This is a genomic window from Lysinibacillus sp. ZYM-1 (genome assembly GCF_001308875.1).
GTDB lineage: Bacteria > Bacillota > Bacilli > Bacillales_A > Planococcaceae > Lysinibacillus.
In genome coordinates this window covers 1-22960 of the sequence record NZ_KQ465152.1, presented here as the reverse complement: position 1 = coordinate 22960, position 22960 = coordinate 1, and the positions used below count along the sequence as shown (strand labels likewise).

Below are 22960 nucleotides of genomic sequence, written 5' to 3'. Positions count from 1 at the left end.
GTTTTCCTTTTTCTATGTCTTCAGTTATTTACACAAAATATTTTATACTCTCCAATTAAACAAAAAGAACCACCCTATGGCTATTTATATATAATTTTAATCTATATTTATAATACTGACAACGCCTTCCATTTATTGATACACTTTTATTAATACAACTCATACAAGGAGCAAATAATATATGAAGAAACTCATTTTAAGCGCATCACTTATTTTTACACTTGCCCTAACTGGATGCGGTGAAAGTGATTCCTCAAAACCAAAAGAAACTGTAAAGAAAGTATCATTAGAAGAACAAAGCAAAAAATTTATAGATGAAAATTTAGAAGGTAAAACAATAGTGGATTTTACAAATAAATTACTAACTGTAGAAGATGAAAAATTGGTAGATATGATCATACTTGGTCATAAAAACGGACAACAATTTAAAGATGATTTTGATATTCTTGGTAGAAAAGCAACGGCCATTGGTGTAATCACAGAATTTGTATTCGAAAGTTCTAATATTGGTCAAAAAAGAAGAAGAGAAGGTTCAACTACTACTGTACGTGCAGATAAGTTTATCATCTATATGGGCAATAAAGATATTGAAAGCTACGAGCTTATTGATTACGATGAGCTCTATGATAAAAATAAGAATAAAGACGAATTTTTCTTAGGCACTTATCCCGAAGATATAACAAATTTTGCAATAATCGATTTGGATCAAGAAGCTGATTTATCAGCTGGTCAAAAAATATCAGTTGAAGGAACAATTGCAAATTACGTTTTACAAAAAGACTATTCAGACGAAAGTAAAGTTGACGAATTTAATGTTTTGTTAAATGATGCAATACTAAAATAAAAAGAGAAGTCACTCATTATTTTTTATGAGTGACTTCTCTTTAATTATAGAATGAATTAATTTCTTTATTACGAATATGAACAACTCCTGTATCACTAACTTTTATATTCACTTCTGTAAGGACTCTTTTTAAAATGTGCTCTATTGCATATCTAATTTCCCATTCTTTAACTTGCCCATTCTCATTCGAAATACTTGCATGGCTGGACTTTTTATTTTCACTATGAATTATTACTGTCCCATTACGTTCATGGAGAAGGCCTTTGTTGATAAAGAGCGTTCCATGTACGACTGCCAACCTCTGCTTTTTTATCAGCCGCCCATTGTTCATTAAACCCCAGCTCTCGACATAACGGTTCTCCTAGTGAACGTCCTAATAAATCATCTTCATCCTCAGCAATTGCTGGTAAGCGTAACCTAATCCAGTTACGAGGGCTACGGTTTAATAAACGGCCAATTAAATCATCTTCGTGCCAACGTGTCATAATGACAATAACCGATGCACCGTCATGTAAACGTGTTGAAAGAGTTGCTTCCCATTCATCCCAAATGTTATCTCGGATAGTTTGTGAGCTAGCTTCCTTCATGTTTTTGATAGGGTCATCGATACATTAAATCTGCACCTTGACCTGTTATAGAACCACCAATACCAGTTGCAATCATGCCACCTTGTCTACCTTCAACACCCCAGTCTTTAACAGCAGCGTTTGCTTCAGATAATTGAATATTAAACAATTCGTGAGCGTACTCATTGAATTTATTACGATTTAATCTACCAAACTTTTTTGCTAACCCATCAGAATAAGCAGCCGCAATAACTCGCTTATCTGGATTTTTCATCAAGTAGTAGCTAGGGAATGATTCTGTTACAGTCATCGATTTCCCATGTCGCGGGGGCATTTCTATTAACATTGAAAGTTGCTCGCCATTCGCAATGCACTGTAGCACTTCACAAATTAACTCTGTATGCCTATAGTGTTCGTAATGACCATTATCTACATAATCACGGTAAAACTGACGCGAGAGTTCTTTGCTTGCTTCGTAGGCTAGCGCATCTAATTGCTCATCGCTTATTTCTTGCAGCAAGTTCTCTCAACTCCTCTGTCGTTAATTTACTAAGATCCACTGCACTAGCTGTTGTAATGCCATTACCTTTTGTTTCTGAACGAGTCTTTGCAATATCAACTTTAACTTTCTCTTCTCGCAATCGTTTTAACTCATTTTCGTTAAGTAAATCCGTATACTTTGCAAGGAACGCAAGTGCTGCCATCTTATCAGCGAGTTTAACCTTGAACATGCCATCTTTACCTTTTGATAGTTCGGTAATGAGTGTTCCATCGATTTCTTCTGAATGATGCATCGAAAACTTTGTGTAAGTGTATGGTACAACTTCTGTTTTCTCAGACTTCTTTGAACCATCAGGATTATATTCAACTGATGTTTCGGTCGATTCTGACTCGACTTGTGTAAAGTCTATGAAGTCTGTTATGTCTGCAAAGGCAATAGCTTTATACTTCTGTAGCACATCCGTTTTATCTAAGTCTTCTTGTTCTAAACGTTCACGCCTCATCTCAGCAATCGTTGCTTTTACCTTAACATTCCTTAACATTCCTTAACAATCTACTACCACTTGCCATAGCTGTCTCATAGTTGCATTTGTAAGCTTTTTTATATGCACTAGTAGCATTCAGTGAACGAACATAATACATACAAAAAAGCCGTTGCTTATCAGTTAGTCCATCATCACCTTCTAATTCAAAGGCAGTAACTTCTTCTGATTCAACGACTTCTTTTTCTTCGGATGCATCCTCTTTTATGGTTGCATCCTTCTTAATTTTGGTTGCATCCTTTTCGGTTGCATCCCTAGACCACTTTTCACGGCTCTTACGGCTCTTACGGCTCTTTAATGTGCCTAGCTTTATCTCATGCTTTTCAGCAAGATCAGCAAGTGTAATCTTTGTGGTTTCCCATTCTTTTTGTATTTCATCCCAATTAGCAATATCTCATAAACACCACCTCCATCGTCATTTGTTTGTTTTGTAATCACCCCATTATGCTATTCCGCCTTCTTTGTCTGAATCTATTTACTATAAAAGAATTCAAATTTTTTAATAGATTATAGGTAATGTTTTCGCAAGTCGTAGAATATATTAAAGTAAGGAGGTGTTTATAAATTGAAAAAGAAACTAGGTATGATTCTATTAGTAGCTACGCTTTTCGGAGCTGTTGCTGCTTCTTCAGCCCCTACTGCGTCTGCTGCTCAGTGTTATTGGGTAGGTAAAGAGTGGATATGCGATTACTAAATCATATAGATAACAAATAAATAATTCTATTTTGCCACAGTAATAGTGGCTTTTTTTATTTAAAGTTAATCTTGCTTTCTCTATCCATATCTAAAAGCACTACCTCTATTCAGGGATCATTACCACCATGTCCAAAAGCAATTTCTTTATTTACATAAAAAAAAGGATATCAGACAGCAAAACACTACCGCGCGTGCTATTTGTTATCCCTACTTGATTGAATTTAATAGTTTATTTCACTCTCAAAAGCAAGTACCGACAAATCAAAGGGGAGGAAACTGCTCGATACTCACTTTTCAGGGCAAAATAAAAACATCCCTAAGGATGTTCTTAGTATTGTTAATTAAATTCTTTAAGAGCTTCTTCTAAAACTCTAGTTATCTCCACATAATACTTGTGGTTATTATTACAAAGTCGAACTCTATCTTTTAGTTGTCCTTCAGCTGTTTCGATTTCATCAATCATATTCTGAATTATGGTAATAGCTGCACCAGAGTTGTTTTTCCTTTTGCAGTTTGTAGTACATTTTTTCTCTCTCTAAGGTCATCAATATCATTTTTGATATGACCTTTAATATTGGTTTACATTAGATTTTTTTGGCTTTATGAAATTTGCTTCTAATTACTTTTTCAATGGATTCATATTTGGTAATTCCATTTCCTATTAGTGTTAATTTCGGAATTGTAAAATAAATTATTATTGCAGAAGTAATACCAATAAAAGCACCTACAATAACATCTAATGGATAATGAACTCCTACCCAAATACGTGAAACTCCGACTAATATCGCAAGCAAAATCCATAGAATCCATTTTCCTTTTTTAAACAACCAAAAGGACATACAGAATGAAAAAAATAATATGGTATGATCGCTTGGAAATGAATTATTTATTGCTTTTTCTATCAACTGATTTGTATTTGAAAGGACAGCAAATGGTTGGTGATTAAAATGTAATAACCCCGCAAATTTCCCTATAATTTCAGCCAAAACGAAAGCAATAATTGCGCAGATGAGCATTATTTTGTTTTCTCTATCTTTGGTAAACCAGAACAGAATAACGAAAATAGCTAAGAAAATAACTGTGTATTCAGCAATAATAATCATTGGTAAATTGAAGAATTGAAATTCTTTCCCAAGACTATTAAGCATTCTGAATAAATCATTATTTATTTCCAATATATTCAAGACACTCTCTCCTTTATAGCTTTATAGAGCTATGTTAAGAAAAAATGTATCTTTAAACCATCGTAAAAGGTGACAATTAATAGTTTAAGCTAACATTATTGTCACTTTGACTTGAAACTCTTTATGATTAAAAAAAGACTACCAATTTAGTAGTCTCAATTGCTTGTTTCTGACATACACGTACAAGCGAACGTGTTTATTTTGTATATTTTATTTTGTTAGTGCATTTCCGTGCACTTTATTAATTATGTTATTTGTTAATCTCGTACACTAAACTATTGAAAAGGTCAATGAGTGATTGCTTAGTACTCTCGTCTTTCACTGTAGCATTATCGTTAAATTTAGTTCCGACAGAAGGAACTAGCAACGACCCATTTTCAACAATAATAGTATCAATCATACCCAGCGTAAGCAGTAAAGATTCATGAGCTTTGTCTCCACCGGTAATCGATGTTGAAGCTGTTATTACAGCTACTGGTTTTTTATAAAGTTCGGCAGATGATACAAGCCACTCTAAAGCATTTTTCAAAACCCCTGGAACACTTTTTGCATATTCGGGCGTACAGATTATAAGCGCATGTGCTTCATCTAACGTTTTTCTAAAATTCTTAACTACAGGTGGTGGTTCTGTTCCATCTATATCTGGGTTGAAATGCGGAAGGTCCTTTATTCCGTTATAAATAGAGTAATCAATACCTTCAGGGACAAAAGCTGCTAAAGCCTTTAATATATTAGTATTGGAAGAGCCTTCTCGAATGCTACCTGAAATAGCTATTATCTTTTTATGTTTGTCCATTCTATCACCTCTATAAATAGAATACTTGTTCAAATATAGAGGAATCAAAAATTTTGAACTATTTATGAACCGTCGACTTTTATTATAAAGAACCAGTTTTGATTATAATTAGACTTCCTATATCTCTTAAAAAATATGAGCCGGCCGTGTATGTCATGCTCCGAACAAGTTTGCGAAGCGCTGGTCGGTCGTCGGTCTGTCTTTCCCCAATATTTAAGTTTTTATAAATACCAAGAGAGGAAAACCTTTCCGCGCCGACCTACCTCCGAGTTTACACCATATTTTTTCTCTTACAAAACATGCTACATGTTTTACATTTGTTCTTTTTGTTACATTTGTTCCAAACGTTACATTAACAATTTTATTAAAAGCTCCTGTTAGTTGAATAAGGATATTGGTATTCCTAACCAAAGATTTGTGCAGCAATAGCAAACAACTCTTTATTCCTATTTGGCATTTTAATAGAATTCTTTATCATTATTGGAGGATTACTAACTTTAATAAATCCACTTTTTTCTAAGAACAACATTAACTCGTCATTACTGGATGACACATCAATCCTTAACTTTCCTTGATGATTATTAACTAACCCATCGATTATTAAAGCAGCTGTTTGTGAATCTGGTGCTACAATAGGTCCTATTAATAGATTTTCTGGACCTAAAATGGATAATCCAAATCCAATAATCTTCCCCTTTAGATTTCTAACAACTAAACATTGTTTTGATTGATTTATCCTGTTAAGAAGTAATTTTCTCCTCTTATTTCCAAATGCAGCTGAATCTAATTCAATAATTTCATTAATATCTTTCTCTTGGTATCTCTCTAGAGTAATTTCTTGAAGATTATTAAACAATCTAGTTGGAATATAATTATCACTTAAATACTTATGTACAGAATCGACAGTAATAAAACCCAAGTTTTCATATAAAGGTTTTCCATCCTCGGTTGAAATTAACATTATTGAGGTATTTTGAGAAACACTGTCTATACACTTCTGAGTAGCCTTCTTTCCTAAGCCTAATCCTCTATATTCTTCATTAACAATTACCATACCTATTGAAGCTAAATCAGTATCATAGGGTATTATTGCAGCACTCGAAACAATTTTGCCCACAGCATTTTTATGTCCGTATATTTTACCAGATGACATAACAGTTCTAATTTCCTGTTCATCATAATCCCAGCCAACTGATGTCGAAAGTTCTATTAAGCCTATGACATCATATTTATCAAATTCCACTAATTTTAAAACTTTTTTATTGTCTGTATACATTATTAATCCCCCAACTTTATTTCTATTCTTATCATAATTTACCATCTAGCCTTGTTCAACTAAACTGCTCCTTCAGTTGAAGAAACAATATTTTTAAAAATAACTAAAAAGAAGCAACCTTTCGGCTACTTCATCATTTGAATCAGAATATTATTTCTAACTCTAAATATTGTCGTACTGGAAAGCCTCATATGTTTACCAATCGATCGCATGCTATCGCCGTCAAGCAATCTATGAAGTACCTCAATTTCTCTATCACCATGTACTAACGAAATCCGTTTTTGCACCTCTGCAATCTTTTGCTCGTATTCCTTAATCCGATAATTTAGCGAATATACACGACGTTGTACTTCTGTATAAACAGGATCACTTGTCCCACCACTTGCCTTTGGTAATGTCGCCTCAATCCCATACATAGCCGTTTTAGCTCCAATGTAGCTATTGTTATTTACCTTTGCTACTGGCTGCCTTGCTTCCTCAATCGTTTCAACCATCCATCGATAATTCTCAATCCATTGAAATAAATCCTCTTTCGTAACTATAATTTGCCCTGTTAACATAGGTTTGCCCTCCTAGGTTGTGTTATAATAACGTTGTTAGTACCGTCAAAGGGCATAACCAATTCTAAGCTGTAGCGTCTGAACACGCTGCGGCTTTTTTAATGTATAAATAGATAAAATTCGAACAAATTATAATGTGTAGTGGCGAACTACTTAAAGGAGCTGCAGAGATTTCACTTGCTGTGGCTTTTTTATTTATAAAGCAACGCCTATCTTGGTCAGTATTAGATACATAAAATAATCCTAGGTATTGGAGCTCCTAACATTTTTTCATCCTTGATCACCTTCTTAAAAGAAAGTGGTCCTTTTTTATTTCACTTATTACCTCATCCTTTTATATTTTATTAATAAGTGAATGTTTTTTCTTTTTTCACCCATACTAAACATGCTTTAGCCACAAATAAGAAAAGGATGTGTAAATATGGGTATTCTTGGTGGGAATCCAAAAGATGAACCGTTACATTACGGTGAAGTATTTGCTGTTTGGACAAATTTAATCACAGATTATGGTATAATTTCTGGCTATCAAACGTTTTATAATCATGCTGGTGACGAAGATCTTAAAAAAATTATTGAAGATATAATCGAACTTTGTAGAGATGAAGTAAAGCAATTAGAAAAGATTCTAAAAACAAATGGAATTGCTTTACCTCCAGCTTCACCAGAAAGACCAGTAGCAAGAATGGAAGATATCCCTGCAGGCGCTAAATTTAATGATCCAGAAATAAGTGCTGCTCTTTCTGTAGATCTGGCTGCTGGGTTAGTTGCATGTAGTCAAGCAATGGGGACATCTACTCGAGAAGATATCGCATTAATGTATGGTCAATTCCATGCGGCAAAAGCCCTTATCGGTGCTAAACTCCTACGTCTTAATAAAAATAAAGGTTGGTTAGTTCCACCACCATTACATGTAGATTATCCAGAAAAATAATTTTCATCTCTGACAAACCGTCTCCCCAGTTTGAAACTGGGGTTTTTTATTTGTCATAAATGTATAGGTAACCTCGATTTGCACAAATTAACGTTGAGTGTATCGCACGCACTTGCTGTGGCGTTGGTTGACCGTCACAGCCTCCCTCATTTATAACTTAGGGTCACTACCAGCTCAGTGACCCTTTTTTAGTTTACTTTCCTCATATTGTTCAGTAACAAATTAAAAATTTAACTCTCGCACTTCTTCAAAACTCCAATTTCATAGCATTCATTTCATCCTAGGTATTCAAAATTCTATTTTTAACTTTATTAATTTCAGTTTAATAGACATACTACCAATCAATTTCCAATTTAAAATCATAAATTAATAGTGTAGGACTAGATTTTGATGTGTCTTTAAATATTTAATAGAAACGCCTATTGTTCATGGGGGCAACAACAAAATTAAAAAAGGAGGTGACAAACAATAGTGAATCAAAAGAATTCAAAAAAATTAGTTAGTGACGATTGTTGTGAAGATAACAAAATTTATTGGCCCCCTTTAAAAGCTATTGATATATCTTCTATTCCTCCACCCCCAGTCATTGGCCCTGGTGGAAATATTATTCCTACGATAAATAGATATTTCTATATTGTTACAGAAGATATTGATCTAACAACCGGGGCAACCCTTCCAGCTAATCTATTCTCAGATGATAATGGCAATCTGGTAACTGAGTTCAAAATTTTTAATCCCAATGGATATGTCAATCTATACATCAACGCTGTAATGCAAGAGGGCGGTGCATATAAATTAACCGTAGATTCGTTAATCCTTAACCCATTTAATGCAACAATCTTTGCTGGAACTCCAATTATTATAGAATCATTGGGATTCCAACAAATTTGATATAGAAATCTTCTAAAAAATTTTCCCTTTTGAAAGGAGGTGAAAAAAATGGCACTTTCAATCATTAATATTCATGTAAATGTTACAGGTACTTCAACTAGATTCTTTAATATACTAGCAGCAGATTTAACGGTTGCTGATGGCACTACAATCCCTGCCACTGCCTTTCTGAATGATAGTGGGACTGCTGCAACTACTTTTCCAGTAGTAACACACGGTTACTATAATTTCTATGTCAACGGTGTATTGCAAGAAGGTGGTTCGTATACAGTTTCTGCAACAGATTTAACTTTTAACGATGTTACTGGCACAATTTCTGCCGGAACTCCATTAGTAGTAGAGGCTGTAGAATTAGTTACACAAACTTAATGTGTCAAGGGTCACTTTCTAGCCCAGTGACCCTTTTATTTGTTTAGTAATCCCTTTTTCTCACAGAATTCAGTTGGAGGCTGCTGCGGAGACTTCATGCTCCAGCTTTTTTATTTTAAAATGGTGTAACGCCTAACAAAACCTCTATTTAATACATAAAATGAAAGTGACCTGTCGAAATGTTATTCCTGTTATTCCTGTTATTCCTTGAGAACTTCACTCCTAATGTTCTTTAAGGGTAACAATGATATTGATCACTTTCTTGAACGGAAGTGATCCTTTTTTTATTTACAATTTCCTCATATTGTTCAGTATTAAATTTAATTTGTATGTCTACACTCTTTCTTAAAGGAGTGATAGGTTATGACAATTTCACATAAAGAATTCGATAGATTTTGGAATGAATATTTAATTGAATTTGAAATAAAAAATAAAGAATTTACTCAGATTCAAAAAGAAACCTTAGAAATCGTTGAAAAAATAATTTCTAATCCAAGCTTATATCGTAAGGGAATTGTGAATGAAGCAATAAAATTAAAAGAGAGTTTAATGCGGTAGATTACGATTACCGCATTTTTTTCTGCATAAAATCTTTCTAACAATCATAATTTTTTTCTTTTCCATATTGATAAAAGCAAGGTTTATGCTTATGTTTGTTTGCCCACCTCGTCATTAGTTATTTAGAATGGTAAATCTGATTCATCCACTTCAATTGGTCCCTTACTGTTAGCAAACGGATCTTCATCTGCCCTTGTATAACTTGGCTGGTTGTTATTACCGCCATAATTGCCCTGTGGAGCCCCTTGATACTGTCCACCTGTATTTCCACTAGATTGATAGTCTGTCGTGCCCTGTGAGCCTCCTGTGCTGTTTCTCGGCTCTAAGAATTGGATGCTGTCTGCTACAACGCCAGTCGTGTACACACGCTTGCCATCTTGCCCCTCATAACTACCTGTTTGGATTCGCCCTTCCAAACCTATTAAGTTACCTTTCTTCATGAAGTTGGCTAGATTCTCAGCCTGTTTACGCTATGCCTGGCAATTGATGAAGTCTGCCTCACGTTCACCCTGCTGATTTTGGAATGTCCTGTTTACTGCTACTTGAAACCGACATGATGCAATGCCGTTCGGTGTAAATCGTAACTCAGGATTTTTTGTAAGTCGGCCAACTAAAACGACCCGGTTAATCAAGTCTCTACACTCTCCTTCTTACCTAACATTTCTAAAACCTTTTGTCTCTCAGCCTCGAAATCTATCGTGTTGCTAGTAGTCTCAGTAGCTGACTTTGGTTCTTCACTATCATTTCGATTAGCGAACCATTCAGGTACTACCTCTGTACGACCTTTGGATTTTTGATAAGAGGATTGGCTTGATTGCTGTCGCTTATTTTTCTCCCTTTCTTCCTTGGCCTTTAGTTGATCAACATTTGTTATAAAATCCTTTCTCCAGTTTGCTAATATTCGTTCTGTATACTGCATTGGCTTGTTTGGTTGCTGAAGTGCTGTAATTTTCATGGCTTCATAAAAAAGTGCTGGATCATTTTCTCTAGCCATATGCTCTATGCATTCACAAATGTATCCTGATGCTCTTTGAATGTTTTCATCATAGAATTTAGTTAAGAAAGTTAATTGTTCCTCAGTGACTGACGACTGACCGACTTCACCCTCTGTTGTTTGTTTTTCTTTTTTATTTTCTTTTTCTTTTTTATTTTCTTTTTCTTTTTGTCCACTTATCGTCGACGTATCGTAAGAACCCGCATCATTACTGGATTCTTCATTTTCTGACGTATCGTTATACGCATCGTGTGACGTATCGTAGTACGATTCGTAAACGTTACGTACTGAATCATTCGGGACTCCCTCACCAACCCATTGAATAAGTGAAGTATCTTTTACCTCTTTTAGTTCCGATCTCACACAATCGAGGATTGGTTTTCCTCCACGATTCAGGTTATACTTGCCCCAGTTCTTAATAGCAATTTCACGAGTTTCCTCGTTGTATTTAATAATCTTGTGATGGTCTTTATAGCGTTGTAGTAGCGCACCAGCACTTTCCATCGAATAGCCCATGTCAAAAGCAATTTGCTTTTTGGTAATTTGATAGATGCCAATTTGAGTCGTACTTTCATTTGTCAGCAAATACAGAAAAAAGTACTTGTCCTCTGCTGTCATTTCCTCAACCACACGAGGATCATTCCAAAAAGTTGTATAGACATATCTGAATTTAGCCATTTGCTCTCGACTCTCCCTTTAGCGTAATATTCGCATTAACCAGTGCAATTTTTTTATATTTCCTTTACTAAAAACTACTAGGAGCCGTTAGGAAATAAGTAAAAAAATTTCCCGGGTAAGCGCAAGAAATGACAAGCTTAGTTCTACATTCCAACACCAAGCGTCTGATTTCATCGTTGTTCCCACATGCTTGCTCAAATATCCCAGCAAGGATTTTGTGTGGTACGTTATTCATCCATCTGCACCGCCTAGAGGAGAAAAGATTGCGCTAAATGATAATGTGACCGTCTCACATTGGGTAGACATATATTACGATCGAAAAAAATCAAAGTGGAAAGGAACTACACCTAAAACATATCGTAATATTATTGACTCTTTTATAAAGCCTTTTATTGGGCAATTTAAACTTTCTCGATTTACAAAAAGCATCTATCAATCACAATTTATTGATAGATTAATACCTATTGCTGCCCCAAAAAGCATTGCAACATATCATAATTTTTTTATAGGCTGTATAAATGCAGCGGTAGAAGATGAAATAATCGATAAAAATCGAATAGCGAAGGCTGAGTTACCACGTGTGGAGAAACAAAATAATGATGAAGTTGAAGGAAATTATTTAACACTGACTGAGTTAACACATTTGTTAAACTGCATTAGACAATCTATTTCAAGATATACTTTAATAGCACTTCTAGCTGCTACAGGGATGAGACGAGGAGAAGCGAAGGCTCTACGATGGTCTGAAGTGGATTTTACAAAAAAAATTATTTATATTAGTCGGACTCGCGATTTTTATGGGGAAAGATCTGCAAAAACAATTAATAGTATACGTTCCATTGATATGACAGATGATTTAGCAAAGCAGTTAGAGCGATATAGGATATGGTGTATTGAAAAAAAATTAGCCTATGGGAAGCAACATCAAGATGATGACTTAATTTTTATCAGTAATACTTGTAAACCTTTAAATCAGGAGGCTGCCAGATTAACTTTGATACAAATGCATGAGATTTATGGTGTAAAACTAATTTCTCCGCATGGCTTGAGACATACATTTGCTACTATCTCTATCTCTTCAGGAACACCACCTACAACAGTTGCAAAAATTCTTGGCATGACTAATTCAACATTGCTAAAAACATATGCGCATTCTTTTGCTGAAAGAGAAAAACAGGCCATGCAAGTGATGAACCAAATCTTAAATTTTGATAAATCTCTATAAACAATTAAAATTGGGGTACGGATTGGGGTACAGTTTATACTTACCTCCCCTAACCCCTTTAGTATCAAGGGGTTTAGAAAAATATACTGATAAGCATAACTTATGACCTTGGTTTCTATCCTGATGTTTTTAATTTTTTGATGTGCATAATATCAAGGTTTTGTTTTTATGAGGGTTTCTATACCTATCTAACTAAGTGTATTTAAATGTATTTAACTGGGGCACTTTTTGGGGCACTTACTGGGGTACTCGTAGTTTTTTTAAAAAAGGTACCCCAGTTCGTAAAACTGTAAATGTAAAAAAGTTTGGACAGGTACTATTTTATAATAGAAGAAAAAATTTAACGTGCTTAAAGTTAATATTATTTCTTTGCAACAACCCGTGGCATTTTTTTATGTACTGACAACATTCTACAATATCGATACAATTTTATTATTACAAATAAATCCCAAGAGAGTAAATACCTTATGAAGAAATTCTTTTTTAATTCAACACTTATTGTTAGTAGGATGTGTAGATACTGCAAAAGATAATACATCTAAACCTGAGAAATCCCCAAGATTGACATTAGAAGAACAAAGTAAACAATTTATTAATGAAAATTTAGAAGGTAAAACAATAGTGGATTTTACAAATAAATTACTTACTGTAGAAGATGAAAAATTGGTGGATATGATTATTCTTGGTCATAAAAACGGACAACAATTTAAAGATGATTTTGATATTCTTGGTAGAAAAGCAACGGCCTCTGGTTTAATCACAGAATTTGTATTTGAAAGTTCAAATACTAGAGAAAAAAATAGAATTGAAGACTTCTCTGTACTGATTCAAGATGCAGTATTAAAATAGAATATCACTATTAACAAGTCACTCATTATTTTTCAAATGAGTGACTTTGGAATGTTCTTACAACGTTGTGACTTGCCACCTAACATCCAGTTCAACACTTGAACTTCTCTGTCACCAGCAACTCTTTCGATTATATTTTGAACCTCTAAAAGCTTTTTTTGCCCCTATAACCATTTCTGCTCGCATTTCTTTGATCGCGTTACCATCCAGTGGTAGTCTGTAATCATTGAATCTAATGCATCCGGTGTAATCGTAAGTGTTCTTTCTTTTAACATAGGTTTACCCTCCTAGGTTGTGTTATAATGCTTGTACTGACTAACCTAAAAGGGTAAAACCAATTCTAGCTGTAGCGTCTGAACGCTACGGCTTTTTAATGTATAACTAAATAAACTTCGGACAAATTATAATGTGTAGTGGCGAACTACTTAAAGGAGCTGCAGAGATTTCACTCGCTGTAGCTTTTTTAATTGAAATCAAATAACGCCTAACTTGATTCAATTTTGATACATAAAATAAAAATGTCCTGACGAAATGTTTGTTTACTTATTCTCAAGAATCAAATACTTTTCCACAGTTAGTCACTCCTAATTTTCTTGAGGATAAATCTTGATCACTTTCTATTAGAAAGTGATCTTTTATATTTTTTAAACTACTCTTTTATACTTCAAGCCATAAATATTTTATAAAAAAGTGAATGGTAATTCTTTTTTCATCCATACTAACCTTGCTTTAAATGGCTAAAAAAAAGAAAAGGAAGTGTTATTATGGGTATTTTGGGTGGTAATCCAAAAGATGAACCATTGCATTACGGTGAAGTATTTAGTGTTTGGACAGGTTTAATTACAGACTACGGAATGATTGCTGGCTATCAAACTTTCTATAATCATGCAGGTGACGAAGATCTAAAAAAAATTATTGAAGATATCATCGAACTTTGTAGAGATGAAGTAAAACAATTAGAAAAAATACTAAAAAATAATGGTATTGGTTTACCTCCTGCTGCACCGGAAAGACCTGTAGCAAGAATGGAAGATATCCCTCCAGGAGCAAAATTTAGTGATCCAGAAATTAGTGCTGCACTGTCAGTAGACCTAGCTGCTGGATTAGTTGCATGCAGTCAAGCAATGAGTACATCAACTCGAGAAGATATTGCTTTAATGTATGGTCAATTCCATGCAGCAAAAGCTCTAATCGGTGCTAAACTACTACGTCTTAATAAAAATAAAGGTTGGTTAGTTCCACCACCATTACATGTAGATTATCCTGAAAAATAAAGCCAATTTCCCCGAATCGAGGAATTAAAATGTATTATTACAAAGAAGAATTAATTAACATTATTAAACCTGACAAACCAGATCCACAAGCAGCACGTGTCATGCAAGAAATACTAGGTGGTCATTATGGGGAAATGAGAACAATGATGCAATACTTTTTCCAAAGCTCTAATTTTAGAGGCAAAGAAACGCAATATCGAGACTTACTTCGTGGTGTATTCTTAGAAGAGATTGCTCATGTATAACTTGTACAAAACACAATTAACCAATTACTAAATGATTCTGGAGAATCTTCAGCACCAGACACCCAAGAGCCATTCCAAGGATTACCTGCAGCATCGACAGGTAAAGATGATTGTGCTCCCACAATATAATGGTGTGGGTTTGCATGTCTAACGGCCTCATCTAAAGGAGCTTGGTCCATACCGTTATTGCCCATGCTCACGGAAACCTCATCGCAGATTTGTTAGATAATTTAGTGCTTGAATCAACTGGTGTACTTCAAAAAACACGTATTTATGAAATGAGTTCTAATCAGACTTTCAGGGAAACACTGGCTTTTCTAATCGTTCGTGACAATGCTCACCAAAACGCTTTTGCCAAAGCATTAGAAACTTTAGGAGTAGATTGGGGAAAACTATTCCCTGTACCGAACTACGATATTAACAAATATCCTGAATGTAGGAAGTTCGTTGAAATGGGTTATCATAATGCTCAGTTTAACTATAGATTAGATCCAACACGTATCGGTGAAGTCTTCCAAGGTCAAACTCCAAGTAGAAATGGTGGATATCTAAATGTAACTCCTCCACCTAAAGGATTCCCAGTACCAGTTATGCCAGAGATGCCAAATGAACACAGCCCTGGCCTTAAAGATATGAATAATTAGCATTCTAAGCTGTAACGTGCGACGACGTTGCAGTTTTTTCTTATTTCCGAACATTACTTTGGATCCAAAGTAATGTTTTAGGGATCCATACACGAACATTATCTAATGCTTAAAATGCGAAATATCTTAACCTTTATATAAATTAGTTTTAATCTTGCAACCAATCCTTTTAAATAAAACATCAATAATGACGATTAAATTTAGTCGATTGTTAGCCTATTGCCCTTCACTCCATTTATCACACGAATAAAATACTACAAATGGAGGTGAAAAAATGGATAACTGTAGTAACTGTAATAAACGTTCTTGCTTATGTGGAAGCCAGATAGGACCATTCAAAGCTGTCGATCTCTGTGGAATTACTGGCGGTATTCCCCCTGTAACACCAACAACATGTAATGGACTTTGCGAATATGGTTATATATATAATCTAGGTCCTGAAACTGTTGCTGTAGAGGCAGATATTATTTTTGATTCAACAGGTATAGTTACACCTGGGATTACGCACATTCCTGGAACCTCTCAAATTGTTGTTACCACACCAGGAATCTACGAGGTTACTTTCAGCGTATCAGGTGTTGAACCTAACCAATTCACACTATTTTTAAATGGTGTACCGATTCCTGAATCAGTCTACGGTTCAGGGGCTGGTACTCAACAAAATAATGGTCAGGTGATAATTGCTATCCCTGCCGGCGGTATTCTTACACTTAGAAATCATTCTTCTGCTGCAGCAGTAATCCTTCAAACATTGGCAGGAGGCACACAAACAAACGTAAATGCTTCTATTATCCTTAAAATGTTAAGTCCTATTGTCTAGAGATATAAAGAAAAAACTTAAAAATAATAGATTTCGTAGTTAGGAGTGATTAACCTTTTGCGTAGGAATTACTCCTTTTTTCTTTTAATATTTATACACGCCTCCTTTACTGAACAATATCTTTCAAAAATTCACTTAGACCATCTTCGAACATTACTAATATGTTCTAATTCTTTCCCAATACATCTTAACTGCCTATATACTTTGCAACATCTACATTTCTTAGTAGGATCATATGCTCTCTTATTCGGGCACCCTTTGCACTTTAGAAAGGTAAATCATCCTGACTTACCTCAATTGGTCCCTTACTATTAGCAAACGGATCTTCATTCCCACTCATATAACTTGGCTGATTATTACCGTAATTCTGCCCTTGTGGAGCCCCTTGATATGGTCCACCCGTATTTGTACTAGATTCGTAGCTTGATGCGCCCTCTGAGCCTCCTGATGCGTTTCTCGGCTCTAAGAATTGGGTGCTGTCGGCTACCACATCAGTTGTATAGACACGCTTTCCATCTTGCCCTTCATAGCTTCCTGTTTGGATACGCCCCTCTACTCCTATTAAACTTCCTTTTTTCATAAAATTTGCTAGGTTTTCAGCTTGCTTACGCCACGCTTGGCAGTTAATGAAATCAGCTTCTCTTTCGCCTTGTTGATTTGAAAACGCCCGATTCACTGCAATGGTGAAGCGAGATGAAGCAACGCCATTAGGTGTGTAATTTAGTTCTGGATCTTTTGTAAGACGGCCAACTAAAACAACACGATTTATCAAGCTTCTACACTCTCCTTCTTACCTAACATTTCTAAAACCTTCTGTCTCTCAGCCTCGAAATCTATCGTGTTACTTGCAGATTCAGTAATAGGAGTGGGTGATCCTTTATCATTTCGATTAGCAAACCGCTCAGGAACAACCTCTGTATGACCTTTTGTCCTTTGATAAGTTGATTGACTTGATTGCTGTCGCTTATTTTTCTCCCTTTCTTCCTTGGCCTTTAGTTGCTCGACATTCGTTATAAAATCCTTTCTTCAGTTAGCTAAAATCCTTTCTGTATACTGCATTGGCTTGTTCGGTTGTTGAAGTGCAGTAATTTTCATAGCCTCGTAAACAAGTGCTGGATCATTTTCACGTGCCATATGTTCAATACATTCGCAAATATAGCCAGATGCTCTTTGAATGTTTTCGTCATAGAATTTAGTTAAGAAAGTTAATTGTTCCTCAGTGACTGACGACTGATCGACTTCACCCTCTGTTGTTTGTTTTTCTTTTTTATTTTCTTTTTCTTTTTTATTTTCTTTTTGTCCACTTATCGTTGACGTATCGTAAGAACCCGCATCATTACTGGATTCTTCATTTCCCGACGTAACGTTATACGTATCGTAATACGACTTGTAGACGTTACGTACAGATTCGTTCGGGATTCCTTCACCAACCCATTGAATAAGAGAAATATCTTTTACCTCTTTTAGTTCTGATCTCACACAATCAAGAATTGGTTTTCCTCCACGATTAAGATTGTATTTACCCCAGTTTTTTATCGCTATTTCTCGAGTATCCTCGTTGTATTTAATAAGCTTGTGATGGTCTCTGAAGCGTTGTAATAACGCGCCAGCACTTTCCATTGAGTAGCCCATATCAAAAGCTATTTGTTTTTTAGTAATTGGATAGATACCAATTTGAGTCGTACTTTCATTTGTCAGCAAATACAGAAAAAAGTACTTATCCTCTGCTGTCATTTCCTCAACCACACGAGGATCGTTCCAAAAAGTTGTATAGACGTATCTGAATTTAGCCATTTGCCCTCGAATCTCCCTTTAACTTAATATTCAAATTTGTAATTTTGTGAAGCATCAACCTGTACAATTTAGGAAATAAAAAATTTCCCGGGTAAGCGCAAGAAATGACAAGTTTAGTTCTACATTCCAGCACCATGCGACCTATTTCTTCATATCCTTCGCCCGCATGAAATTGCAGGCAGAAGAACTTTGTAGGGTACGTTACTGCTCAATGATTATTTCATCTTGATTTGACTCCTCTTCAATGACCGAGTAATCTGTGACATCTATAACATCGCTCATATCCTCTGAAACCTCTGTTTTTATCGTTTCATCAGCCTCTACTACCTTTTGTAATTCGATTGACTTAGGAGCGTATTTCAGTACTTCTTTCAGTACCGTTTTCTTAGCCATGGCGTCATAGTTGGTTTTCCAAGGACTTGTCCAACCCTTTTTAACTGCTTGAGAGAATTCGTGAGCATGTTTTTCGATACGTTCTCTTGTCCAGTAAACAAAGTCGTATCCACCGTTTTTCAAGTGGTACACAGCGTAGTAACCTATTGGTTCACCTTCTGGATTTGTTGAAGGAACATGTACTAAATCTTTGTGTAAGCCATAAGCAAATGAAAATTCATCTTCCTTATACACTTCATGCGCATAGATAGCTTTGTATTGACCACTACACACTGCTAGATCGATTAAGCCCTTATAACCTAACTGGAACTGAACCTGTTTGCCATAAGGGATTAAATAGGCTTGTCCTAGGCCTGTGTTTGGCTCCACTCCCAGTTGAGCTGATTGCATAAGCGCTGCTACAAAACTCATTTGATCACATTCTAGTAGCTTTGGTGTTGCACGTACTGCTGTTAAGGCGATTCGAGCAATACGATCAGCGTCCATGTGTTTAGGTAATGCTCTTTGAATTTGAGGACCCATACGCTTTAATAAGTTGTTTAACGATTGTTCTGGCGTAACACTTTGTTGTACTTGACCATGTGATTTAGCTTTTAACTCATTAGTAGTAGCCATTTATTAAGCCTTCAATTTTTTATAGTTGAATCGTCTGGATAAAGACTGTTTAGTGTATTCCTCGTAAATATCAGGTGCTTCTTTTTTTAAACGCTGACTGTCTATACATCCCATTTATCTTGGTTCTTCCACTTTCGAATTGTGAATCGGATAAATCGAATTGTTCGGCAATATCCTTCAAGAGCATTTGTCCTTTGCTTTCAAACCACATTTGAAAAGCTTCATCACGTTTCGGATTTCTCGGTCTAGCCATATCTCATACACCACCACCTCCACCATCATTTTTTTGTTTTGTAATCACCCCATTATGCTAGTTGCTTTGTAAAATGAAAAAAAAGCACCCACCAGGATGCTCAACTTATTTCAAATAAACTTTTAATTTGTAAAGAGGCATATATCCCTTAACAATATCTAAAGGAACAGAGAGGAGTTCTAACCCTTTGTTCAACATACCCTCTTTAGTTTTATTCCAAATTCCATTATTTTTAACAGAGTCTAAAAATTCATGTCCATCCCACGTCATTGATGCTATCAAAATGAAAGTTTTGTTATCAGCCCATTGCGTGTTATTTTTCACATATCCAGCTTGCTCTAGTATTTATAAATGGTATGCAACCACTTCCCTGTCCCAGTCTTCTGGGATGATTAACTCTTTAGGCTGTTTTCGTAAAGATTGTTGCTATTCAACTAACTAATCATTTTAGTTGAAGAAGATAGTATTTGGGTTTATTTTTGTTCATCAAATTAAAATTAAATAACTATAAAATTAATCTTTTTCAACTGTATATCTAACTTGTTTAAAGATTACTATATCGCCATCTTCAGTATCATCTATAGTTTGCCAAAGTTGAACTTTGGGCTTGTAGTCCGTCCTATGAGCATCTTTGATATCCATAATGTTAAGTTTGTAGGATTCATCATTTTTTATTTTTTGTTCAAATACTGTTTTATTGGCAACATTAATAAAGGTTACTTTATTTTCATCAATTCCCTCAGTCATAAATTCTAATTGATTATCTTTTGTTGTAATCTTTGGTGTTAATAATTCAATACTACCGTTTCCAGTTTCTTGTTTAATAGCAATTTCAATATTGGGATCATCTATTATATCTGAACATCCGGATAATATGATACCAGTGAATAGAATAGAACTTAATCCAATTATCTTTTTCAAAAACACCCCTCCTTTCCGGGATCATTATAACATAAATGGTAAAATAAAGAAATTCACAAGTTGTGTGAGAGGCTTCTTCAATGTAGTGTAGTGCTTTAGTTGAAGAAGGTAGCCAAACGAGAAGCAACAATCTTTGAGAAAACAGCCATTATTTACTATCATCGTTACTCTCAATAAGTAATAATAATTCTCTTACTAAATTCAAATCTCTTTTCATCTTCATCACCTCCCACCCAACCATAAACCTGAAGATGAAATATATGTAATAACTTTTCGCTCTCAAAAGCAAGTACCAACGAATCAAAGGGAGGGAAACTCTGCTCGATACTTACTTTTCAGGGCAAAAGAAAAACATCCCGAAGGATGTTAATTATTCTTATTGCGTTTCAGTTGGTTTTCGATACCAGCCCGATCAATTTGTATCCAATATTCTGCTATTTTTTCATCTTCAACTCTATAAACTGCGCTCGCTATTTCAATAATTGGGAGATTCGTAGGCTGATATCCATCGACATCTCCTACATGCGTACCAACTTGTCTCCAACGTACATATACTTTATTATCTTGTACCATGAACTCTTGTATTTCTAATGAAAAATCGCCATATGTATCTATCATTTCTTTAACATGTTCAGCATAATCTTTTGGCGTTCTTATAACCGTAAATTCTTCTTCTGAAATAACTTGGTGTGCCAATACTTGGTCTGCCATTAATTCAGTTGCATAATCTGGATTTTTCCCTGAACGTACTTCTTCAAAAAGTTTCTTAACAATATGCTCTGGTGTCATTTAAACCCTCCGTTGTTATACATGATGGCGAGGATCCCAATATCTCCCCAAACTTAATAATAATGCAAGATTCAACGAATTGGAATCTTATTCTACTATTCTCACTTTCAAAACCACACCAAACTCTGCCCTATCATAACAAGGTGTTTTGGCTGTTTGATGCAGTTTTCAAAGCAAAAGAAAAAGCCCTTCAACGAAGGACTTAATCTACTTTAGTAATAGAAACTACTTTAGCGATAGGAGCTATGTACAAAATATTATTTTTACTATCATACATTACATAACTATGATCATTTGAATCCAATGTTCTTACATTTTCAACTTTATCTTCATACGTTTTTCCTTGATCAGATAAAAATACTGAATATTTCATTGTTTTCTCACCTTCTTTTGCATGTATTCTTAATTTTACCATAAATGATAAATAATAATCATTAACTCTTAGTACAAAAAGCCTTACCGTGCTAGGTGTAAGGCTCGTCTACTGCGGTGTAATATTTAATTGTCGAGTTAGCTCACTTGCGACTCGTGGTAGAGCTGCACCACGTTATATTTGTAAGTGAATTGTGTTCTAATTTTATAGTGCATTTCCGTGCACTTTGTAGCTATAGTAAGTTTGTTTTAGTAAGTTGACTGAATTAAATGGAAAGTGGACGAAGTTCACATAAAAACCACGCCATAATTTAAAGCAATACCAAACTCTGAATTGACACATATACTGAAAATAAAAATAACACGATTAGTAGCCAACCATAAACTTTTCGCTCTTGTTGAAATTCTCTAATTCCCCAAACTAACATTACTAACCCTAAGAAGAAGATCGTTAAAAAATTCAGCTGGTAATTCTTTGTGATAAGTCCATAAGCTGAGAGTGATACTACTATGATTGAAAAAACAATTTGTAAAATTTTCAGCAAAACTACCATCACCTCTTAAATATTGTACTTTTATTATACAATACAACAGAGCATGTGGATATAAATTCCAATCTTTAACCCTTTATATTAATTAAGATACCTAATCTCTTAAAAATTATGAACCGGCCGTGTATGTCATGCTCCGAACTAGTCTGCCAAGCGCTTGTCGGTCGTCGGTCTGTCTTTCCCTAATACTTAGGTTTTTATAAATACCAGGAGAGGGGAATATTACCACGGCGACCTACCTCCAAGATTACATCATATTTTTCCTATCAAAAACATGCTACATGTTTTACATTTGTTCCTTTTATTACATTTGTTCCAAACGATATATTTGCAATTTATTAGCTGGTTTAGTTTAAGTATATTCCTTCACAAGAAAGTTAGTTTTTTTGGTTAAACTGCTTGTCGGCTACTCTTTCTAGAAAATTTTATTTTGAAGACCTTCAGCATCCACCTTCTTCAGTTCTTCAAGTTGAGTATCACGTTCAGTTAGTTGGGTTTCGAGAGTCTTCTTTGCTTTGTTTACCTCATCGAATCGTTCTTTGGGAATCATTGTTCCCTATCTACTGATAAGTGCGTCTGCTTGTTCCTCACTAAACCCCATTGCAATTAAATCTTCTTTTTTCATCTGCAATACCTCCTATTCTACATTATCGTAGTACGCACGTTAGGAATTCTTTCTGACTTTTAACGTCATTCAGCAGGATGCAAAAAAGCACCCATATTTGGGTGCCCCAGACTGTAGACAAACTCAAAAAATTTGAGAGTTTGCCTACAGTCTTTTTTCTTTTACAATGAAATAAAGTAAAGCCGTTGATTTCCACTACGGGCG

Annotated in this window: 27 protein-coding genes and 5 pseudogenes; 12 read left to right on the top strand and 20 right to left on the bottom strand. The window is 35.0% G+C overall.

The window, feature by feature from the left end; all coding sequences use genetic code 11:
• The first annotated feature begins 181 nt into the window (after positions 1-181).
• Positions 182-844: a hypothetical protein gene (locus tag AO843_RS22220; protein WP_054613245.1), complete on the top strand. Its 663-nt coding sequence runs from the start codon at positions 182-184 to the stop codon at positions 842-844.
• A 248-nt stretch (positions 845-1092) separates the two neighbouring features.
• Here AO843_RS22220 and AO843_RS22215 read toward each other — a convergent pair.
• From AO843_RS22215 to AO843_RS25645, 3 genes and pseudogenes are all read right to left on the bottom strand, one after another.
• Positions 1093-1720: pseudogene (locus tag AO843_RS22215) on the bottom strand (terminase large subunit domain-containing protein).
• 187 nt (positions 1721-1907) lie between these two features.
• A complete protein-coding gene (locus tag AO843_RS24690; RefSeq protein ID WP_054613244.1) occupies positions 1908-2453 on the bottom strand; it encodes a terminase small subunit in 546 nt (181 codons plus the stop codon).
• A complete protein-coding gene (locus tag AO843_RS25645) occupies positions 2437-2553 on the bottom strand; it encodes a terminase small subunit (protein WP_369814450.1) in 117 nt (38 codons plus the stop codon). Before AO843_RS25645 ends, AO843_RS24690 begins: the two co-directional genes overlap by 17 nt.
• Positions 2554-3018: 465 nt before the next feature.
• Between AO843_RS25645 and AO843_RS25465 the strand changes: the two genes are divergently transcribed.
• On the top strand, positions 3019-3147 hold the full coding sequence (locus AO843_RS25465; protein WP_255350397.1) for a hypothetical protein: 129 nt from the start codon (positions 3019-3021) through the stop codon (positions 3145-3147).
• A 586-nt stretch (positions 3148-3733) separates the two neighbouring features.
• On the opposite strand, the gene AO843_RS22205 is transcribed toward AO843_RS25465, so the two are convergent.
• The 4 genes from AO843_RS22205 to AO843_RS22185 form a co-directional block, all read right to left on the bottom strand.
• Positions 3734-4333 (bottom strand): undecaprenyl-diphosphatase, encoded by a 600-nt coding sequence (locus AO843_RS22205; RefSeq protein ID WP_054613243.1) that lies wholly within the window; start codon positions 4331-4333, stop codon positions 3734-3736.
• A 250-nt stretch (positions 4334-4583) separates the two neighbouring features.
• Positions 4584-5129, bottom strand: coding sequence for an NADPH-dependent FMN reductase (locus AO843_RS22200; protein ID WP_054613242.1), 546 nt, complete (start codon positions 5127-5129; stop codon positions 4584-4586).
• 403 nt (positions 5130-5532) lie between these two features.
• On the bottom strand, positions 5533-6405 hold the full coding sequence (locus tag AO843_RS22190; RefSeq protein WP_054613240.1) for a GNAT family N-acetyltransferase: 873 nt from the start codon (positions 6403-6405) through the stop codon (positions 5533-5535).
• Positions 6406-6530: 125 nt separating this feature from the next.
• A complete protein-coding gene (locus AO843_RS22185; RefSeq protein WP_054613239.1) occupies positions 6531-6965 on the bottom strand; it encodes a helix-turn-helix domain-containing protein in 435 nt (144 codons plus the stop codon).
• Between the two features lie 421 nt (positions 6966-7386).
• Here AO843_RS22185 and AO843_RS22180 point away from each other — a divergent pair, with 421 nt between their 5' ends.
• From AO843_RS22180 to AO843_RS22165, 4 genes are all read left to right on the top strand, one after another.
• Positions 7387-7896 carry a DUF3231 family protein gene (locus tag AO843_RS22180; protein ID WP_054613238.1) on the top strand — a complete coding sequence of 170 codons (510 nt, stop codon included), beginning with the start codon at positions 7387-7389 and terminating at the stop codon, positions 7894-7896.
• A 471-nt stretch (positions 7897-8367) separates the two neighbouring features.
• Positions 8368-8787, top strand: a complete 420-nt coding sequence (locus tag AO843_RS22175) for a DUF4183 domain-containing protein (protein ID WP_231630232.1) — start codon at positions 8368-8370, stop codon at positions 8785-8787.
• Between the two features lie 48 nt (positions 8788-8835).
• Entirely contained in the window at positions 8836-9156 is a 321-nt protein-coding gene (locus AO843_RS22170; protein ID WP_054613236.1) for a DUF4183 domain-containing protein, read from the top strand.
• A 363-nt stretch (positions 9157-9519) separates the two neighbouring features.
• Positions 9520-9714, top strand: coding sequence for a hypothetical protein (locus AO843_RS22165; RefSeq protein ID WP_054613235.1), 195 nt, complete (start codon positions 9520-9522; stop codon positions 9712-9714).
• Positions 9715-9836: 122 nt separating this feature from the next.
• Here AO843_RS22165 and ssb (AO843_RS22160) read toward each other — a convergent pair.
• Positions 9837-10346: pseudogene (gene ssb, locus AO843_RS22160) on the bottom strand (single-stranded DNA-binding protein).
• Entirely contained in the window at positions 10343-11386 is a 1044-nt protein-coding gene (locus tag AO843_RS24685) for a DnaD domain protein (RefSeq protein ID WP_231630231.1), read from the bottom strand. Before AO843_RS24685 ends, ssb (AO843_RS22160) begins: the two are co-directional and overlap by 4 nt.
• Before the next feature lie 217 nt (positions 11387-11603).
• On the opposite strand from AO843_RS24685, the gene AO843_RS22150 reads away from it, so the two are divergent.
• The 4 genes and pseudogenes from AO843_RS22150 to AO843_RS22135 form a co-directional block, all read left to right on the top strand.
• Positions 11604-12611 (top strand): tyrosine-type recombinase/integrase, encoded by a 1008-nt coding sequence (locus AO843_RS22150; RefSeq protein WP_156314015.1) that lies wholly within the window; start codon positions 11604-11606, stop codon positions 12609-12611.
• A gap of 561 nt (positions 12612-13172) precedes the next feature.
• On the top strand, positions 13173-13460 hold the full coding sequence (locus AO843_RS22145) for a hypothetical protein (protein WP_231630230.1): 288 nt from the start codon (positions 13173-13175) through the stop codon (positions 13458-13460).
• Positions 13461-14224: 764 nt separating this feature from the next.
• Entirely contained in the window at positions 14225-14734 is a 510-nt protein-coding gene (locus tag AO843_RS22140) for a DUF3231 family protein (protein WP_054613232.1), read from the top strand.
• 29 nt (positions 14735-14763) lie between these two features.
• Positions 14764-14976 (top strand): annotated as a pseudogene (locus tag AO843_RS22135) (manganese catalase family protein); the annotation flags it as partial.
• 62 nt (positions 14977-15038) lie between these two features.
• On the opposite strand, the pseudogene AO843_RS22130 reads toward AO843_RS22135, so the two are convergent.
• Positions 15039-15170: pseudogene (locus AO843_RS22130) on the bottom strand (manganese catalase family protein); the annotation flags it as partial.
• A gap of 3 nt (positions 15171-15173) precedes the next feature.
• On the opposite strand from AO843_RS22130, the pseudogene AO843_RS22125 reads away from it, so the two are divergent.
• Together AO843_RS22125 and AO843_RS22120 are read left to right on the top strand one after the other, a co-directional pair.
• Positions 15174-15623: pseudogene (locus tag AO843_RS22125) on the top strand (manganese catalase family protein); the annotation flags it as partial.
• 274 nt (positions 15624-15897) lie between these two features.
• On the top strand, positions 15898-16443 hold the full coding sequence (locus AO843_RS22120; RefSeq protein ID WP_082389569.1) for a BclA C-terminal domain-containing protein: 546 nt from the start codon (positions 15898-15900) through the stop codon (positions 16441-16443).
• 265 nt (positions 16444-16708) lie between these two features.
• Here AO843_RS22120 and ssb (AO843_RS22115) read toward each other — a convergent pair whose 3' ends face one another.
• The 10 genes from ssb (AO843_RS22115) to AO843_RS24305 form a co-directional block, all read right to left on the bottom strand.
• On the bottom strand, positions 16709-17215 hold the full coding sequence (gene ssb, locus AO843_RS22115; protein WP_054613229.1) for a single-stranded DNA-binding protein: 507 nt from the start codon (positions 17213-17215) through the stop codon (positions 16709-16711).
• A 254-nt stretch (positions 17216-17469) separates the two neighbouring features.
• Positions 17470-18237 (bottom strand): DNA replication protein DnaD, encoded by a 768-nt coding sequence (locus AO843_RS24960; RefSeq protein WP_197278988.1) that lies wholly within the window; start codon positions 18235-18237, stop codon positions 17470-17472.
• 201 nt (positions 18238-18438) lie between these two features.
• A complete protein-coding gene (locus AO843_RS22105; RefSeq protein ID WP_054613228.1) occupies positions 18439-19245 on the bottom strand; it encodes a recombinase RecT in 807 nt (268 codons plus the stop codon).
• Positions 19246-19315: 70 nt separating this feature from the next.
• Positions 19316-19498 (bottom strand): phage terminase small subunit-related protein, encoded by a 183-nt coding sequence (locus AO843_RS22100; protein ID WP_054613227.1) that lies wholly within the window; start codon positions 19496-19498, stop codon positions 19316-19318.
• 105 nt (positions 19499-19603) lie between these two features.
• Positions 19604-19843: a DUF2513 domain-containing protein gene (locus tag AO843_RS22095; RefSeq protein ID WP_082389568.1), complete on the bottom strand. Its 240-nt coding sequence runs from the start codon at positions 19841-19843 to the stop codon at positions 19604-19606.
• A gap of 168 nt (positions 19844-20011) precedes the next feature.
• A complete protein-coding gene (locus tag AO843_RS22090; RefSeq protein ID WP_054613225.1) occupies positions 20012-20419 on the bottom strand; it encodes a hypothetical protein in 408 nt (135 codons plus the stop codon).
• A gap of 366 nt (positions 20420-20785) precedes the next feature.
• Positions 20786-21208, bottom strand: coding sequence for an ester cyclase (locus AO843_RS22085; RefSeq protein WP_054613224.1), 423 nt, complete (start codon positions 21206-21208; stop codon positions 20786-20788).
• A 202-nt stretch (positions 21209-21410) separates the two neighbouring features.
• Positions 21411-21581 carry a hypothetical protein gene (locus AO843_RS22080; RefSeq protein WP_197278987.1) on the bottom strand — a complete coding sequence of 57 codons (171 nt, stop codon included), beginning with the start codon at positions 21579-21581 and terminating at the stop codon, positions 21411-21413.
• A 310-nt stretch (positions 21582-21891) separates the two neighbouring features.
• On the bottom strand, positions 21892-22134 hold the full coding sequence (locus tag AO843_RS22075) for a DUF3953 domain-containing protein (protein WP_369814449.1): 243 nt from the start codon (positions 22132-22134) through the stop codon (positions 21892-21894).
• Positions 22135-22546: 412 nt separating this feature from the next.
• Entirely contained in the window at positions 22547-22681 is a 135-nt protein-coding gene (locus tag AO843_RS24305; protein WP_082389567.1) for a phage scaffolding protein, read from the bottom strand.
• Positions 22682-22960 lie beyond the last annotated feature (279 nt).

Coding starts and splice junctions, on each gene's coding strand:
- AO843_RS22220 (WP_054613245.1), top strand. CDS start 182: ATGAAGAAACTCATTTTAAGCGCATCACTTATTTTTACACTTGCCCTA.
- AO843_RS24960 (WP_197278988.1), bottom strand. CDS start 18,237: ATGGCTAAATTCAGATACGTCTATACAACTTTTTGGAACGATCCTCGT.
- AO843_RS22120 (WP_082389569.1), top strand. CDS start 15,898: ATGGATAACTGTAGTAACTGTAATAAACGTTCTTGCTTATGTGGAAGC.
- AO843_RS22165 (WP_054613235.1), top strand. CDS start 9,520: ATGACAATTTCACATAAAGAATTCGATAGATTTTGGAATGAATATTTA.
- AO843_RS24690 (WP_054613244.1), bottom strand. CDS start 2,453: ATGTTAAGGAATGTTAAGGTAAAAGCAACGATTGCTGAGATGAGGCGT.
- AO843_RS22190 (WP_054613240.1), bottom strand. CDS start 6,405: ATGTATACAGACAATAAAAAAGTTTTAAAATTAGTGGAATTTGATAAA.
- AO843_RS25645 (WP_369814450.1), bottom strand. CDS start 2,553: ATGTATTATGTTCGTTCACTGAATGCTACTAGTGCATATAAAAAAGCT.
- AO843_RS22180 (WP_054613238.1), top strand. CDS start 7,387: ATGGGTATTCTTGGTGGGAATCCAAAAGATGAACCGTTACATTACGGT.
- AO843_RS24685 (WP_231630231.1), bottom strand. CDS start 11,386: ATGGCTAAATTCAGATATGTCTATACAACTTTTTGGAATGATCCTCGT.
- AO843_RS22140 (WP_054613232.1), top strand. CDS start 14,225: ATGGGTATTTTGGGTGGTAATCCAAAAGATGAACCATTGCATTACGGT.
- AO843_RS22080 (WP_197278987.1), bottom strand. CDS start 21,581: ATGAAATATTCAGTATTTTTATCTGATCAAGGAAAAACGTATGAAGAT.
- AO843_RS22105 (WP_054613228.1), bottom strand. CDS start 19,245: ATGGCTACTACTAATGAGTTAAAAGCTAAATCACATGGTCAAGTACAA.
- AO843_RS22185 (WP_054613239.1), bottom strand. CDS start 6,965: ATGTTAACAGGGCAAATTATAGTTACGAAAGAGGATTTATTTCAATGG.
- AO843_RS24305 (WP_082389567.1), bottom strand. CDS start 22,681: ATGATTCCCAAAGAACGATTCGATGAGGTAAACAAAGCAAAGAAGACT.
- AO843_RS22170 (WP_054613236.1), top strand. CDS start 8,836: ATGGCACTTTCAATCATTAATATTCATGTAAATGTTACAGGTACTTCA.
- AO843_RS22085 (WP_054613224.1), bottom strand. CDS start 21,208: ATGACACCAGAGCATATTGTTAAGAAACTTTTTGAAGAAGTACGTTCA.
- AO843_RS22200 (WP_054613242.1), bottom strand. CDS start 5,129: ATGGACAAACATAAAAAGATAATAGCTATTTCAGGTAGCATTCGAGAA.
- AO843_RS22075 (WP_369814449.1), bottom strand. CDS start 22,134: ATGGTAGTTTTGCTGAAAATTTTACAAATTGTTTTTTCAATCATAGTA.
- AO843_RS22100 (WP_054613227.1), bottom strand. CDS start 19,498: ATGGCTAGACCGAGAAATCCGAAACGTGATGAAGCTTTTCAAATGTGG.